The following is a 14,167-nucleotide window of genomic DNA, read 5'->3' on the forward strand; positions in this document are numbered from 1 at the left end:
TGCCTCACCCCGGCTCATGCGTGCGGTTTCGTTACCGCATCTCCTCGGCCGGAGTGACACCAAGAATACCAAGACCTGCGGAAATAACAACGGTCGTGGCCCGCGCCAGCGCGATTTTCGCCTGTGACGTGGCCGCGTCGCCCTCTTGCAGGAAACGCAGCGACGGATCGTCGTTGCCCCGGTTCCACAGCGCGTGCAACTCGCTGGCCAGATCGTACAGGTAAAAGGCCACGCGATGCGGCTCGTTCGTGCGGCCCGCAATTTCCACCAAGCGCGGCCATTCCGCCAGCTTCTTGGCCACGGCCAGTTCGGCCTCGTGGCTTAGGCTTGCCAGATCGGCCTTGGCCAGCGTGGCGTCGTCCACGTCGATCCCGGCCTCGCGCGCCTTGCGCAGCACGCTGTTCACCCGCGCATTGGCATATTGCACGTAGAACACCGGGTTGTCCTTGGATTGCTCCAACACCTTGTCGAAATCGAAATCCAAGGGCGCATCATTCTTGCGGGTCAGCATGTGAAAGCGCGTCACGTCCTTGCCCACGGCATCCACGACATCGCGCAGGGTCACGAAGGTGCCAGCCCGCTTGGACATCTTGAAGGGCTCACCGTTCTTGAAAAGCTTCACAAGCTGGGTCAGCTTGATGTCCAGCGGCACCTTACCATCGGTCAGGGCCGAAACAGCCGCCTTCATCCGCTTGACGTACCCGCCATGATCGGCGCCAAAGACGTCGATCAGCATCTCGAAACCGCGCTCCACCTTGTCATAGTGATAGGCGATATCGGGGGCGAAATAGGTCCAGCTTCCGTCGGATTTCTTCACCGGGCGGTCCACGTCATCGCCATGTTCGGTGGATTTGAACAGCGTCTGTTCACGCGGCTCCCAATCCTCGGGCTTCTTGCCCTTGGGCGGCTCAAGCACGCCTTCATAGATCAGGCCCTTGCGCTCCAGCGCCTCCAACGCCTCTTCGATCCGGCCCGTGCCATAGAGCGATTTTTCCGAGAAGAAGACGTCCATCTCGACGCCCAAAGCCTTCAAATCGTCGCGGATCAAATCCATCATCGCGTCGGTGGCAAAGGCCCGCACCTCGGCCAGCCAGACGGCCTCGGGCTGATCGACATAGGCCTCGCCCACCTCTTCCATCAGGGCCTCGCCCACCGCAATCAGGTAATCGCCCGGATAGGTGCCATCCTCGAAGGCCACGTCGCGGCCATGCGCCTCCAAGTAGCGAAGGTAGACCGAGCGCGCCAGGACATCGACCTGCGCGCCGCCATCGTTGATGTAATACTCGCGGGTCACGTGATAACCCACGAAATCCAGAAGACTGGCCAGCGCATCGCCAAAGACCGCGCCACGGGTATGGCCCACATGCAAGGGGCCGGTCGGGTTGGCGCTGACGTATTCGACGTTGACGCGCGTACCCTGCCCCATGTCCGAGCGGCCGAAATCATCGCCGGTTTCAAGGGCGGCGCGCATCACCGCTTGCCACATCGACGGCGCCAGCCGCAGGTTGAGGAACCCCGGTCCGGCCACTTCGGCCTCCGTGATCCGGTCATCGCCGCGCAGGCGGGCGGCCAGATCGTCGGCAATATCGCGCGGTTTGGCCTTGGCGGGTTTGGCCAGCACCATCGCGGCGTTTGTGGCCATGTCGCCATGCGCGGGGTCGCGCGGCGGCTCGACCGTCACATTGCCAAGGTCCAGCCCCTCGGGCAGCGCGCCCTCGGCCTGCATGGCGGCCAAGGCATCCAGAACCAGCGTATGGATTTCGGTGAAAAGGTTCATCGTGTCATCCTTCATTCGTCGCGCGCCGGTTTAACACCGCTACGGCCCGCGTCAATCGCATCGGGGGACAGCGGCAGGACCACCCCCGGCGCAAAGGGCGTATCCCGGGCCATCATCCCTCGCACCGCCATGCGCAACCCGTGGTGTGCGCGGCCCTCCGGCAGACGCAGGGCCGTCACCCGCAGGCCCTTGGCCCAAGGCGTGGCCTGCATCAGCCACGGCAAGGCCTCAAGGGCATGGGTCATGGCCCTTTGCCCCACGTTTTCCACCACCTCGGCAGAGCGATGGAGCGTCACAACACGCCCCCTGCCCCGTGCCAAGCCTTTGGCCAGTCCCTCGGTCATGGCCGGGATGGACTGTGCCGCGGCCCCAAGGCGATGCGGCGCGCGAAGGGCCTGACACTGGATCAGAAGGTCAAGCGGCTCGTCCCCCCAAGCCTCGCAAAACACCCGGCAATGTGCAGGGTTCAGGACATCAAGGTGCAAGGCTTCGATCCGGTCGGGCGCGAGGCGGGCAATGGCGTTGACCTCGGCTGCGTCGTTGTCGACCACCACGACACGCGCCCCGGCCCGGGCCGACATCGACGCCAGGTCGCGCCCCTCGGCACAGCCGGCGGCAAGGATCACCACCACGCATTCCCTGAAATCTATCGCATCCATCACAACTCACATCCGATGGCCGGACGGCCCCTGCTATGCCTTGGCCTCACCCGCCGCCTCGCGCGGCCTCATCAAGGCCAGAACCCGCGTGCCCGCCGCCGCTTTCGGCGTGGCCTCCTCGGCCAACAGGCGCAGCGCCCCGCCCTCGGGCACTTCGGCCAGAAGGATAGCCTCCGGGTTGGCCTCCTGCCATTGATCAAGCGTATAGTCCTCGCTCAACTTGGTGCTGCGCACACTCCAGCCCGTGTTCATCTTCGAGGCGATCTCGTAATAGGTCAGCCCCCCGGCAATCGCCCGTCCCCCCAGCGTGGAGGGCAGCGCATGACGCCGGCTGTCCTGTTTTGCGCGTTTGAGCTGAAAGACATTGTCGCGGCCGAATTCCGGTGCAAGGTCAGTGGCGACAAGCGTGTTGTAAGCATCATTGTCCGAGGCGGCGATCACCTTGTCGTAACTCATGATCTCGACGCCATGTTCGGCGGCCTCCGACAGGATGTCGCCAAAGAACACCGGCAGCCCCTCCTCGCGCGCCGCCCGCAGGCGGGTGCGGTTGGCATCGGCCACCAGAACCGGCACCTCTATCTCACGCAAGGCACTGGCCAGCGAGGCGGCGAATTGCGACCCGCCCGCAATGATCACCCCCGGCGTGGCCGCCCCCGCCAAACCCAGGGCGCGGGCCATGGGGCGCAGGGAAAAGCCATGCAAGACCACCGTCGCAGCCACCAGCGCAAAGGCCAGCGGCGTCAAAAGTGCTGCCTTTTCAACGCCCTCGGCCACCAACCGTTCCCCGAACAGCCCGGCCACGGCCACCAGAACCACACCGCGCGGTCCGGTCAGTCCGACCAGGAACCGCTCTTTCATCGGCAGGCGCGTCCCCACCAGCGATAAAAGCACAGTCAGGGGCCGCACCAGAAGAATGACCGCCAGTACGAAAACCCCGGCACGCCAATCCAGCAGCGCCAGCGTTTCGAAATCCATATTCGCCGCCAGAAGGATGAAGACGCCCGAGACCAGAAGGATCGTCGCGTGCTCCTTGAACCGGCGCAACTCGGTGTAGCTGGGCAAATCGGCATTGGCGATCCAGATCCCCATGACCGTCACCGCCAGAAGCCCGCTTTCATGCAGGACATAATCCGACAGGGCAAACACCCCCAGAAGAACGGCAAAAAGGACCGGCACCTTCATGTATTCGGGCACATAGGCCCGCCGGAAGCCCTCGGATACCGCCCACCCGGCGGCGGCCCCCATAACGCTGGCCACCAATACGCCGCGCGCCATGTCCCAAACGGCATCGCCCATGGTTTCCGCCGCTTGCAGCACCAGGACCACCTCGAAGGCCAGAACGGCGGCCAGCGCGCCGATCGGATCGTTGACGATGGCCTCCCATTGCAACAATTGCGCCGGGCGCCGATTGAGCCGTGCCTGCCGCAACAGCGGCGCGATCACCGTCGGGCCGGTGACGATCATGATCCCCCCGAACACCGCCGATGAGGCCCAATCCAGCCCCGCCACGTAGCGCAGCGCAAGCGCCGAGAACAGCCAGCCCAGGGGCGCCCCGACAAAGACAAGCCGCTTCACTCCTTCCGCCGCCCCGCGCAGCGAATGCAGGCTGAGTGTCATGCCGCCCTCGAACAGGATGATCGCCACGGCGACCGAAATCATCGGCCCCATGAGCGGGCCGATATCGCGTTCAGGGTCGAAAACCCCGAATACCGGCCCCACGGCCAGCCCCGCCAGAAGCATCAGGACGATGGCGGGCATCCGAAGCCGCCACGCGGCCCATTGCGCCCCGACGCCAAGCGCGCCCACCAGCGCGAAGGCCATCACCGGGGCCAGCGCCCCATCGGCAGCAGTCTCAACAGCCATCGTTACACACCCCTACGATCAAGATTCACAGCGCCACCGCCCAAAAGCCGCGCGTGACTTTCCAAGGCATAGCGGTCGGTCATCCCCGCGATGTAATCGCTGACCAGCCGCGCAAGGCCAGTTTCATCGCTGACCCGCGCCACATCCCCCTGCCAGCGGCCCGGAAGATGCGCGGGATTCGCCATGTAAAACGGGAACAACTCCTCCACCACATGGGTCACACGCTTGCGCATCTCTATCACGCTCGGCGCGCGATACATGCGTTCGAACAGGAATTCATGAATGGCGCGAATGTCCCGCCCGCCCTGATCGGAAAAGCGGATCACCGGGCGGCCCAGGTCACGTACGGCCTGCGCCGTGCCGGGCGCGGTCTGTTCCAACACCGCGCGCGAGGCGTCGATCACATCGCCCACCATGACACCGAAAACCCGGCGCAGGGCCTCGTGCCGCCGCCGGTAATCTTCAATGTCGGGATATTTCGCATCAACCTCGGCATAACAGGCCCCGACGATGGGCAGGGCGCGAATATCGGCCTCGGTAAACAGCCCCGCGCGCAACCCGTCGTGCAGGTCGTGGTTGTTATAGGCGATGTCATCGGCCAATGCCGCCACCTGCGCCTCGGCGCTGGCATGGCTGTGCAATTCCAGATCATGCCGCGCGTTGTACTCGTCCAAGGCCCATGGCAACGCCCCCATGACCGGCCCGTTATGCTTGGCGATCCCTTCCAGCGTGTCCCACGTCAGGTTCAACCCGTCGAATTCCGCGTAGTGCCGCTCAAGACTGGTGACGATGCGCACCGCCTGTGCGTTATGATCGAACCCGCCATAGGGCTGCATCAGGGCATCAAGGGCATCCTCGCCGGTATGCCCGAAGGGTGTATGCCCAAGGTCATGCGCCAGCGCCACCGCCTCGGTCAGTTCCTGGTTCAGGCCAAGCGCCCCGGCAATCGTGCGCGCCACCTGCGCCACCTCGATGGAATGGGTCAGCCGCGTGCGGAAATAATCGCCTTCGTGTTCCACGAACACCTGCGTCTTGTGCTTGAGGCGGCGAAAGGCGCTGGAGTGGATGATCCTGTCACGATCCCGTTGATAACAAGAGCGGAACGCGCTTTCTTCCTCGTCTACCAACCGTCCCCGGCTGGTGCCCGGGTCCGCGGCATAGGGCATTTGCATGACAGCCATCCTTGTCGCCTGTTAACGCGCCCCATATATTGCAAAGTGATGCATTAAGAAACCGTCAGGAGAGCACCATGCAATTACCCCCGAAAGTGACCGACCGCGCCTTCGCCCGGCTGGCCGAAATCGGTGCCGGTGATCAGGGTCAGGCCCTGCGTGTCGCCGTCGAGGGGGGCGGCTGTTCGGGCTTTCAATACGACATCAAGCTCGATACCCCCGCCAAGGATGATGTCATTCTCGAAGGGCAAGGCCAGAAGGTCGTCGTCGATAGCATCTCCCTGCCCTTCCTGACCGGCGCGACGATTGACTTCACCGAAGAACTGATCGGCGCGCGCTTCACCATCGACAACCCCAACGCCAGCAGTTCCTGCGGCTGCGGGACCTCTTTTTCGATGTAGGCTCAGGCTCAGACCGCCTTGGCCTCCTCTTTCTCGGTGTCCTCGGCGTTATCCGATTCAGGCTCGGATTCCGTTGCATCGGGTTTGGGCAGGGCCAGCGCCTCATCGGGAAACTGCTCGGGCATCTCGAAAGACAGCGCGCCGGTCTCTGGCGTGATCGTGACGGCGGGTTTCTCGGGCAACTCGGCAATCGCGGCGTTCAATTCCTCCACCAGACGCTCGAACTTCGCGCGCTGCCCCTCCTCGGCCTCGCCCGGCCCTCCGCGCAGACGTTTCAGAAAATCGAACATGACATCCCCCTTGGTTGTTGGTCCGGTCCAAGGCTAACGCGGTCCGGGCCGCAATTTCGCGGGGAAATCACGAATTCTCAACGCACAGGCCTTCGATCGCCTATTCCGCGGGCAGTGCCGGGGTGGGTTTGATCACTGGCCGCGCCTGTTCACGCAGCACCCAAAGGCCGGCGGCAATCACGATCAAGGCCCCGAGATAGACACCCGGCCCCGGCGCCTCGCCAAAGACAAGCGCGCCGATCATCACCATCCAGACGAATTGCATGTTCATCAGGGGCGTGACCACGTAGGCCGGCAACACCTGCAAGGCCGCAACCAGAACCCAACGCGCCGTGAAAAGCAGCACGGCATAACCCACGGCCCATGCCACGTCTTGCGCCGTCATGGGCACATAGACAAAGGGCAACGCGGCGCACATCACCAGCCCGAGCGCAAGGTTGGGATAAAACACCTGCGCCAGCAGGTTGTTATCCCGCCGCCCGATATAGCGCGCCGTCACCAGTGACACGGTGCCAAGCAGCACCGCCATCAGCGCAATCAGATGGCCCGCCCCAATCATGGTAAACCCGCCGGGAAACAGGCACATAACCCCGAGCGCACCAAGCCCGAGCGCCCCCCAGGCCGGGCCGCGCACTGCCTCGCCCAAGACCGGCCCCGATAAAAGCGCCGAGAGGATCGGGATGAGGGCAACGAAAATAAAGACCTCGGCAAAGGGCAGCAGGGTAAAGGCATGGTAAAAGGCAAGCGACCCGAAAACCGTTGCCCCGGATCGCAAGGCCATGGCCCTTGGACAATGCGTTCTAAGCCCCTGCGTGCCGCCTGCACCGATCCGCCCCATCACAAGGCTGAACCCCGCCACCAAAAGCCCCGAAAGGGCAAACAACTGGGGCGCGGCATAGGCTTGCCCAAACGCCTTCGTGATCGCATCCGCCCCTGTGATCAAAACCGTGTAAAACAGGCAAAGCACGAGGCCCGGAATGACGGGTGGATTGCTCATAACGCCACCTGCTGCTGGCCGGTCCGCGCAAAGCCCGCGAAAAAGGCCTCGAAGCGGTCGGTCGCGGCCTCGGCGGCCTCCAGCACCCGGCGCGCCTCGTCTGACAGGGCCTCCTGCACCCTGTCGCGCATTTGGTGCCAATCGCCGCTCCGCGCCTCGTCCATCCGGTAGATGCACTCCGACAGTTCCCGCAGCGGCCCCACCGCCGCGGCGGGTTGCCGGAACATCACGCGCCCTTCGGGGATCTGCTGGGCAAAACCGCCTTGCCCGGCCACCACCATGGCCCAGTTGACCACCAGCCAAGGGTGATAATCATCCTGTGGCGCGCCACCCCCGTGTACGGTTTCCAACCGAAACAGCCCGGCCTGTTCACGCATCCAAGTTTCCCAGACCTCCGGCGGCACGGCCCCGGCAAAGCGCAGCGCGATACAGATCTCGGCCAGCAGATCAAGATTCAGCTCCAGAAAGGCCAGCGTTCCGGCGAAATGCAGGCTGTCGATGAAGGCCTGCCCCACCTCGGGGTCTCGCCGCCCGTATTCCGACAGGTAAAACACGATATGGGTCAGTTCATAGGCCGCCTTCTTGTTGGGAAGTGCAAAGGTCTCGGAGCGCCGCACGAACCCACGAAGCCGATCATTCAATCCCCCGTCCTCCGCTACCGGGTCCACACCACGGCGCAGGCACAGCCGCCGCGCCTCGGCGCGTTGCAAATCCGAAAGCTCGGCCCGGGCCAGCCCCTGCCGGGCCACCCAGCGGGTCAATCCCTCGCCCTTGGTCCCGCCAATCCCCAGATCCTCAAGATCAAGGCAAAGCCCCAGAAAGAAACGATAATACTGTGGGAAAAACCCCATGCGCCGCTCGATCTCATCATAAAAGGCGCGATGCACCCGCAACGCGCCCTCCGGCAATACCGCAGCGGTGCTTTCCAGCACGTTAAGCGCCTCGGCATTTTCCTTCAGCCAGAAGACATCGCCGTCAAGGCGGCGGTGTCGTGCGAACCGGTCCAGCATGGCCGCCTGACGTGCGGCCATGCTGTTCTGGCGAAACGGGACATCCAGTTGAACGACATTACTCATCATTCAGGCTCCTTGGAACTGGGGAACAAGGGGCAAGACGCCCCGTTTCGCGACAGGGTCAAAGGCTCGTGGTGAACGCTTCGACCGCATCACCGCTCTGGGCGTCGACCGCCCCCACAGGAGCCAGCGAGGTGGTCATCATCTCAACACCTTCGCCAAGACCCATCTCCGTGCCCGCCAGCAAAGAGGTGGTAAAGGCCTCTACGGCTTGACCATCGTGCAAGCTGGCCACGGCTTGAGGGGTGGAAATCTCTTCGGTTTTCAGTTGTGCAAGCATGTTTTTCTCCAAATTTGCTTGGGTTGCAGCACAAGAACGCTTGCACGTCATGATTGTAATCCAAAGTGTTTTTTCGCCCTGTTATGTTTGTCCACAAGTCATCCACACGCACGGATCATGACCAAAAGCGCGACTTTCCGATGGGAAATCGTGATTGTTTCCCCTACCGATATTTTTTATCCACAACATTGGAATGTGGATATATTCAACCCAAGCAGGTTAATAATTTCACCGAATCAACCTATGCGAATGTTGCTTGGCATCATCACAACGCACCCTTGCCCCGGCGGCGCCGCTGCGCGATAGAAAGGACAACGCCAAACCGGGGGTCGCCATGAAAATCGCCAGCTTCAATATCAACGGTATCAAGGCGCGCATCGCCGCGCTCTCCGATTGGCTGCAAGAGGCACAGCCCGATGTCGCCCTGCTACAGGAAATCAAATCGGTCGATGAAAATTTCCCGCGCGAGCATTTCGAGGACATGGGATATACCGTCGAAACCCATGGCCAGAAAAGCTTCAACGGCGTCGCCATCCTGTCGAAACTGCCGCTGGAGGATGTCACCCGCGGGTTGCCCGGCGACGACTCCGATGAACAGGCCCGCTGGATCGAGGCCACGGTGATCGGCGACACCCGGCCGGTCCATGTCTGCGGCCTCTACCTGCCCAACGGCAACCCCGCACCGGGGCCGAAATACGACTACAAACTCAAGTGGATGGAGCGCCTCAAGGCCCGCGCCGAAACCCTGCTCGACACCGAGGAACCCTTCCTCATGGCAGGCGATTACAACATCATCCCGCAGGATGAAGACGCCAAGCGCCCCGAGGCCTGGGCCAAGGATGCCCTCGCCCTCCCCGACAGCCGCGCCGCCTTTCGCCGGATCGTGAACCTCGGCCTGACCGAAGCCTTCCGCAGCCGCCACCACGGCCCCGGGCATTATACCTTCTGGGATTACCAGGCGGGCGCATGGAACCGCGACGACGGCATCCGCATCGACCATTTCCTGCTCAGCCCGCAATGCGCCGACCTGCTGCTCGATTGCCAGATCGACAAAGAGATCCGGGGGCGCGAAAAACCCTCCGATCACGTGCCGATCTGGGTGGAGCTTGACGCCTGACCTCTTAGGCCTCCGCCGTCACGTCATACCCGTAAATCCAGTCGAACTGCCGCATCATCCGCTCCGGCGCCAGACGCCCGCCCGCGCGGATCACGCCATGCGCCGCCCAACGAAGCGGCGGGAAGGACAGGTGGTATTTCCATGCATTGCCGCTGGCCGCATCCACCACGCGCTTGGCCCGCTCCGCGCGCCGTGCCTGATATCGGGCCAGCCGCGCCTCCATGGGGCCCTCGCCCGCCATGCAATCGGCCAGCGCCCAAGCATCCTCAAGCGCCATGCAGGCCCCCTGCGCCATGAACGGCAGCGTCGGGTGCGCCGCATCACCAAGAATCGCCATCCCCTGACCGTGCCAGTTGGATGCGACCGGATGGCGAAACAGCCCCCAAAGATAGACCTCGTCGATCCGCGCCAGAATATCCTGCACCTCGGGCCCGAAATCCTCGAAGGCCGCCCGCAGGACCATCGGGTCGTCCTTCTGGCTCCAGCTTTCCGCGGTCCATGCGGCGCGTTCCTGTACCGCCACGACGTTCAACAGCCGCCGATCGCGCAACGGATAACTCACCACATGGCGCATCGGCCCCATATGAACCCGCGCCTCCGGGCCCCGCCCTTCGTCGTTGGGCACCACGGCCCGCCAAGCCACTTGCCGGGTGAAAAAGGGCGCCACCGTGCCGTTCAACGCCTGCCGCGCCTTTGAATGCAACCCGTCAGCCCCAACTACAAGGTCGGCCTCCAGAACCGCCCCGTTGCTCAGGTGCACCGCCGGGCGCGGGCCCGGCTCCACCCGCTCCACCCGTTGCAACAGGCGGATACGGACACCGGCGGTCCGCGCCCCCTCGGCCAGAACTTCGATCAAATCGGCACGATGCAGGAAATAATAATCCCGGCTGTCCAAACGCCCCAGGTCCAGCCGCGCCACCTCGCCCTTGCGGTAATCGCGCAGGCTGACGGCCTCGCCCTGAACGCCCGCCGCGCGCAACGCATCGGCCAGCCCGAGCGCGCGCAAGACGGCAAAACCATTCGGGCTGATCTGCAACCCCGCGCCCACCTCGCGAATCGCATCGGCCTGTTCCAGCACGGTGACCTCGGCCCCACGCAGCGCCAGCGCACGGGCCACGGCGAGGCCGCCGATGCCGGCGCCGACCACAAGGCATTTCTTTCCATCAAGGCTCATGGCTCATCCCGCCTAAGACGAAAAACGCCGAGGTCAGTGCCCCGGCGTCGTTCAAGTTCCCTGAGTGCGACGCTCAATCGTCGCGGTGAACTTTCTCGCGCCGCTCGTGGCGTTCCTGCGCTTCCAGACTCATGGTCGCGATCGGGCGCGCATCAAGCCGCTTGAGGCTGATCGGCTCTCCGGTCACTTCACAATATCCGTATTCCCCCTCTTCGATCCGGCGCAATGCGCTGTCGATCTTGGCCACCAGCTTGCGCTGACGGTCCCGGGTGCGCAATTCGATGGCGCGGTCGGTTTCCTCGCTGGCCCGGTCGGCCACATCCGGGATCGCGCGGGTGCTGTCCTGCAACCCCTCGATGGTGTCCCGGCTGCCTTCCAGCAACTCGTTCTTCCAATTGGTCAGCTTACGGCGGAAATACTCAAGCTGACGTTCGTTCATGAACGGCTCGTCTTCGGCCGGGCGATAGTCTTCAGGTAGAAAGACTTCGGCTTTCATGGTGCTCCCCTCATCAAGGCCAATGTCTGGCATGGCTTGCGTCTCCTCAGACCGTTGGCGCTTCCATGCGCTCGCTCTACACCCCATCCAAGGCAATGTCACTAGGCAATCACGGTGCATTGATGTGTTTCCCGCATGGCCTTACTGTCCGCGCTGAAACCTTATGCACCGCAGGAACAAGGGCAGGAAAACACATGAAATTTCAAGGCACCGAGGCCTATGTCACCACCGATGACCTTACCGTCGCCGTCAACGCCGCCGTTACGCTGGAACGTCCGCTTCTGGTCAAGGGCGAGCCCGGCACCGGCAAGACCGAACTCGCCCGCCAGGTGGCCGAAGGACTCGGACTTGAGATGATCGAATGGAACATCAAGTCCACAACCAAGGCGCAACAAGGGCTTTACGAATACGATGCGGTCTCGCGCCTGCGCGACAGCCAACTGGGCGATGAACGCGTCCATGATGTGGGCAACTACATCCGCAAGGGCAAGCTCTGGCAGGCTTTCGAGGCGGGCAAGAAGGTGGTGTTGCTGATCGACGAGATCGACAAGGCCGACATCGAGTTCCCCAACGACCTGTTGCAAGAGCTCGACCGGATGGAATTCCACGTCTACGAAACCGGCGAAACCGTGCGCGCCCAGAACCGCCCCATCGTCATCATCACCTCCAACAACGAAAAGGAACTGCCCGACGCCTTCCTGCGCCGCTGTTTCTTCCACTACATCCGCTTCCCCGACATGGAGACGATGAAAAAAATCGTCGAGGTGCATCACCCCGGCATCAAGGATCAGCTCCTGACCACCGCGCTGACGCAGTTCTACGAGATTCGCGACCAGTCCGGCCTCAAGAAGAAACCCTCCACCTCCGAGGTGCTCGATTGGCTGAAACTGCTGCTGGCCGAAGACCTTGACCCGGCCGATCTCAAGCGGGATGGCGCCGATGCATTGCCCAAACTGCACGGTGCCCTTCTCAAGAACGAGGCGGACGTGCATCTTTTCGAACGCCTCGCCTTCATGGCCCGGCGCCAACGCTAACCCTGAAAGCCGCCAGATCATTGATAAAAGGCTGGAAAATTCCAAATATGGCAGCCGGTTCGAGCCCCCGTCGAATCGGTCACATTTTTGCCTTTTTTGCTCCATACGCTGGTCAGGATGAGGGGCATAACTACCTCCGATCCTGCCAAGGCTTCGAGCAGAGCGATCATCAGGCGCAAAGCGACAATGCGCAGCTGACCGCACCCCGCCGACGCAGGACAGACGGGCCTTACCATTCCGGTTGGGCCCGTGTGTTTGGAAATACAGGCTTCGGGGGGCACATGCGCCGTGTTATTCTACCTATCTGTTTGATGCTCGGGGCATGTATGCCCGGCACCTCGGCTGACATGCCCTCGCGCGCGGCCACACACGACCAAAGCACCATGCCCGCGATGAAGCGGTTCTCCGCCCCGCGCCCGGTGCCGCCAAGGCGCTCGAACCGCGACATACAGCGCGATTTTCTCGAACTCAGCTTCCAGCTGGAATCCGGTCGCCCCCTGCAACATTTCTCGCGTTTCGAGCAACCGATCTCGATCCGCGTCACCGGCAGCCCGCCGCCCACCCTGATCCCCGATCTCAACCGCCTCGTGCACCGTTTGCGCACCGAAGCCGGAATCGACGTGGCCCGCGTCCGTTCGGATACCGCCAACATCACGGTCGAGGCCGTCCCGCGCAGCGAAATTCGCCGCCACCTGCCGCAAGCGGCCTGTTTCGTCGTGCCCAATATCTCGCGCCTGTCGCAATACCGCAAAGCGCGCCACAGCCGGATCACCAACTGGTCGCTGCTGAAGAAACGCGAAAAACTGGCGGTGTTCATTCCCAACGACAGCTCCCCGCAAGAGGTGCGCGACTGCCTGCACGAGGAACTGGCACAGGCCATCGGCCCGCTGAACGATCTCTACCGCCTGCCAGATTCCGTCTTCAACGACGACAACGTGCATACCGTTCTCACCGGCTTCGACATGCTGATCCTGCGGGCTTATTACTCGCCCGAATTGCACTCGGGCATGACCCGCGCACAGGTGGCCCGCCGCCTGCCCGCGATCCTCAGCCGCCTGAACCCCGCAGGCGACAAGATCGCCCCGCGCTATGCCTCCAGCACCCCGCGCGCCTGGATTCGCAATATCCAGACCGCACTGGGGCCGGGCGCGCGCTCCGCACAGCGCCGCACCACCGCGCGCGAAGCCCTGCGCATCGCCGAGGCCGTGGGCTGGACGGATCACCGACGCGCCTTTTCGCATTTCGCGCTTGGCCGCCTGACCCAATCCACCGACCCCGATTTCGCACAGGATCAATTCGTCATTGCCGAGCAGTTCTACAAACGCACGCCCGGCACTACCCTGCACCGCGCCTATACCGCCTCGCAACTGGCCGCCTATGCCATTGCCCAAGGCCGCGGGGAAGACGCCCTGATGTTGCTTACACCCTATCTGTCCACCGCCGAACGCCACGAGAACGCGGCGCTTCTGGCAACCCTCATGATGCTCCGTGCCGAAGCGCTGGAATTGACCGGCCGCGTTGCCGAGGCCCGCTCCGTCCGACTGGACAGTCTGGGCTGGGCGCGGTACGGGTTCGGCGCGGACTGGGCGGTGCGCGCCAAGCTGCGCGACATCTCGGCGCTCAGCCCGCTCAAAGGACCGAACGGCTAACAGGGCTGGCAACGCATGATCATCATTATTGGCGCCATCCTCGGCGCTGTCACCGGCGCATTGATCGCCAAACGCCGCAAGGGCAATACCGCCGACATCCTGCAATACGCGGCGGTCTATTGCCTCATGTTCACGCTGGCGTCACTGTTCCTGACGATTTTCCTGTATCGCGGGATCGCTTGACC

16 protein-coding genes are annotated in these 14,167 nt (G+C 63.2%); 5 read left to right on the forward strand and 11 right to left on the reverse strand.

All coding sequences use genetic code 11. The annotated features are described in order from the left end of the window. Window positions 1–31: 31 nt before the first annotated feature. From argS to FDP25_RS00890, 4 genes are read right to left on the reverse strand one after another with little or no spacing between them, the layout of a single operon-like run. Window positions 32–1,777 (reverse strand): arginine--tRNA ligase, encoded by a 1,746-nt coding sequence (gene argS, locus FDP25_RS00875; RefSeq protein ID WP_154148298.1) that lies wholly within the window; start codon window positions 1,775–1,777, stop codon window positions 32–34. 11 nt (window positions 1,778–1,788) lie between these two features. Then, the gene (locus FDP25_RS00880; protein ID WP_154148299.1) at window positions 1,789–2,436 is read right to left on the reverse strand and encodes a hypothetical protein; all 648 of its coding nucleotides are present in this window, start codon (window positions 2,434–2,436) and stop codon (window positions 1,789–1,791) included. Window positions 2,437–2,469: 33 nt separating this feature from the next. Then, window positions 2,470–4,299, reverse strand: coding sequence for a cation:proton antiporter (locus FDP25_RS00885; RefSeq protein ID WP_154148300.1), 1,830 nt, complete (start codon window positions 4,297–4,299; stop codon window positions 2,470–2,472). A 2-nt stretch (window positions 4,300–4,301) separates the two neighbouring features. After that, window positions 4,302–5,471: a deoxyguanosinetriphosphate triphosphohydrolase gene (locus tag FDP25_RS00890; protein ID WP_425500515.1), complete on the reverse strand. Its 1,170-nt coding sequence runs from the start codon at window positions 5,469–5,471 to the stop codon at window positions 4,302–4,304. A gap of 77 nt (window positions 5,472–5,548) precedes the next feature. Between FDP25_RS00890 and FDP25_RS00895 the strand changes: the two genes are divergently transcribed. Next, a complete protein-coding gene (locus tag FDP25_RS00895; protein WP_154148302.1) occupies window positions 5,549–5,872 on the forward strand; it encodes a HesB/IscA family protein in 324 nt (107 codons plus the stop codon). Between the two features lie 8 nt (window positions 5,873–5,880). On the opposite strand, the gene FDP25_RS00900 is transcribed toward FDP25_RS00895, so the two are convergent. The 4 genes from FDP25_RS00900 to FDP25_RS00915 all read right to left on the reverse strand — a co-directional run bounded on the left by FDP25_RS00900 (window position 5,881) and on the right by FDP25_RS00915 (window position 8,512). Then, window positions 5,881–6,162, reverse strand: coding sequence for a hypothetical protein (locus FDP25_RS00900; RefSeq protein WP_154148303.1), 282 nt, complete (start codon window positions 6,160–6,162; stop codon window positions 5,881–5,883). Between the two features lie 100 nt (window positions 6,163–6,262). Beyond that, on the reverse strand, window positions 6,263–7,159 hold the full coding sequence (locus FDP25_RS00905) for a DMT family transporter (protein ID WP_154148304.1): 897 nt from the start codon (window positions 7,157–7,159) through the stop codon (window positions 6,263–6,265). Then, on the reverse strand, window positions 7,156–8,235 hold the full coding sequence (locus FDP25_RS00910) for a DUF6902 family protein (protein WP_154148305.1): 1,080 nt from the start codon (window positions 8,233–8,235) through the stop codon (window positions 7,156–7,158). Before FDP25_RS00910 ends, FDP25_RS00905 begins: the two co-directional genes overlap by 4 nt. A gap of 58 nt (window positions 8,236–8,293) precedes the next feature. Further along, window positions 8,294–8,512, reverse strand: coding sequence for a DUF6749 family protein (locus tag FDP25_RS00915; RefSeq protein WP_154148306.1), 219 nt, complete (start codon window positions 8,510–8,512; stop codon window positions 8,294–8,296). Window positions 8,513–8,846: 334 nt separating this feature from the next. Between FDP25_RS00915 and xth the strand changes: the two genes are divergently transcribed. Beyond that, on the forward strand, window positions 8,847–9,629 hold the full coding sequence (xth, locus tag FDP25_RS00920; protein ID WP_154152960.1) for an exodeoxyribonuclease III: 783 nt from the start codon (window positions 8,847–8,849) through the stop codon (window positions 9,627–9,629). Window positions 9,630–9,633: 4 nt separating this feature from the next. Here xth and FDP25_RS00925 read toward each other — a convergent pair whose 3' ends face one another. Together FDP25_RS00925 and dksA are read right to left on the reverse strand one after the other, a co-directional pair. After that, window positions 9,634–10,803: an FAD-dependent monooxygenase gene (locus FDP25_RS00925; protein ID WP_154148307.1), complete on the reverse strand. Its 1,170-nt coding sequence runs from the start codon at window positions 10,801–10,803 to the stop codon at window positions 9,634–9,636. Between the two features lie 73 nt (window positions 10,804–10,876). After that, entirely contained in the window at window positions 10,877–11,332 is a 456-nt protein-coding gene (dksA, locus tag FDP25_RS00930) for an RNA polymerase-binding protein DksA (protein ID WP_154148308.1), read from the reverse strand. 161 nt (window positions 11,333–11,493) lie between these two features. Between dksA and FDP25_RS00935 the strand changes: the two genes are divergently transcribed. Beyond that, window positions 11,494–12,333 (forward strand): AAA family ATPase, encoded by an 840-nt coding sequence (locus FDP25_RS00935; RefSeq protein WP_154148309.1) that lies wholly within the window; start codon window positions 11,494–11,496, stop codon window positions 12,331–12,333. Window positions 12,334–12,350: 17 nt separating this feature from the next. Here the strand turns inward: FDP25_RS00935 and FDP25_RS17000 are convergent, their stop codons facing one another. Beyond that, window positions 12,351–12,503: a hypothetical protein gene (locus FDP25_RS17000; protein WP_172982717.1), complete on the reverse strand. Its 153-nt coding sequence runs from the start codon at window positions 12,501–12,503 to the stop codon at window positions 12,351–12,353. A 111-nt stretch (window positions 12,504–12,614) separates the two neighbouring features. On the opposite strand from FDP25_RS17000, the gene FDP25_RS00940 reads away from it, so the two are divergent. Both FDP25_RS00940 and FDP25_RS17005 read left to right on the forward strand, forming a co-directional pair. After that, a complete protein-coding gene (locus FDP25_RS00940; protein ID WP_154148310.1) occupies window positions 12,615–13,982 on the forward strand; it encodes a DUF2927 domain-containing protein in 1,368 nt (455 codons plus the stop codon). Between the two features lie 15 nt (window positions 13,983–13,997). Next, entirely contained in the window at window positions 13,998–14,165 is a 168-nt protein-coding gene (locus tag FDP25_RS17005; RefSeq protein ID WP_172982718.1) for a hypothetical protein, read from the forward strand. Window positions 14,166–14,167 lie beyond the last annotated feature (2 nt).

It is taken from the genome of Roseovarius bejariae (genome assembly GCF_009669325.1).
GTDB lineage: Bacteria > Pseudomonadota > Alphaproteobacteria > Rhodobacterales > Rhodobacteraceae > Roseovarius > Roseovarius bejariae.

Coding starts and splice junctions, on each gene's coding strand:
- FDP25_RS00905 (WP_154148304.1), bottom strand. CDS start 7,159: ATGAGCAATCCACCCGTCATTCCGGGCCTCGTGCTTTGCCTGTTTTAC.
- dksA (WP_154148308.1), bottom strand. CDS start 11,332: ATGCCAGACATTGGCCTTGATGAGGGGAGCACCATGAAAGCCGAAGTC.
- FDP25_RS17000 (WP_172982717.1), bottom strand. CDS start 12,503: ATGATCGCTCTGCTCGAAGCCTTGGCAGGATCGGAGGTAGTTATGCCC.
- argS (WP_154148298.1), bottom strand. CDS start 1,777: ATGAACCTTTTCACCGAAATCCATACGCTGGTTCTGGATGCCTTGGCC.
- FDP25_RS00910 (WP_154148305.1), bottom strand. CDS start 8,235: ATGAGTAATGTCGTTCAACTGGATGTCCCGTTTCGCCAGAACAGCATG.
- FDP25_RS17005 (WP_172982718.1), top strand. CDS start 13,998: ATGATCATCATTATTGGCGCCATCCTCGGCGCTGTCACCGGCGCATTG.
- FDP25_RS00935 (WP_154148309.1), top strand. CDS start 11,494: ATGAAATTTCAAGGCACCGAGGCCTATGTCACCACCGATGACCTTACC.
- xth (WP_154152960.1), top strand. CDS start 8,847: ATGAAAATCGCCAGCTTCAATATCAACGGTATCAAGGCGCGCATCGCC.
- FDP25_RS00890 (WP_425500515.1), bottom strand. CDS start 5,471: ATGCAAATGCCCTATGCCGCGGACCCGGGCACCAGCCGGGGACGGTTG.
- FDP25_RS00895 (WP_154148302.1), top strand. CDS start 5,549: ATGCAATTACCCCCGAAAGTGACCGACCGCGCCTTCGCCCGGCTGGCC.
- FDP25_RS00940 (WP_154148310.1), top strand. CDS start 12,615: ATGCGCCGTGTTATTCTACCTATCTGTTTGATGCTCGGGGCATGTATG.
- FDP25_RS00900 (WP_154148303.1), bottom strand. CDS start 6,162: ATGTTCGATTTTCTGAAACGTCTGCGCGGAGGGCCGGGCGAGGCCGAG.
- FDP25_RS00880 (WP_154148299.1), bottom strand. CDS start 2,436: ATGGATGCGATAGATTTCAGGGAATGCGTGGTGGTGATCCTTGCCGCC.
- FDP25_RS00915 (WP_154148306.1), bottom strand. CDS start 8,512: ATGCTTGCACAACTGAAAACCGAAGAGATTTCCACCCCTCAAGCCGTG.
- FDP25_RS00885 (WP_154148300.1), bottom strand. CDS start 4,299: ATGGCTGTTGAGACTGCTGCCGATGGGGCGCTGGCCCCGGTGATGGCC.
- FDP25_RS00925 (WP_154148307.1), bottom strand. CDS start 10,803: ATGAGCCTTGATGGAAAGAAATGCCTTGTGGTCGGCGCCGGCATCGGC.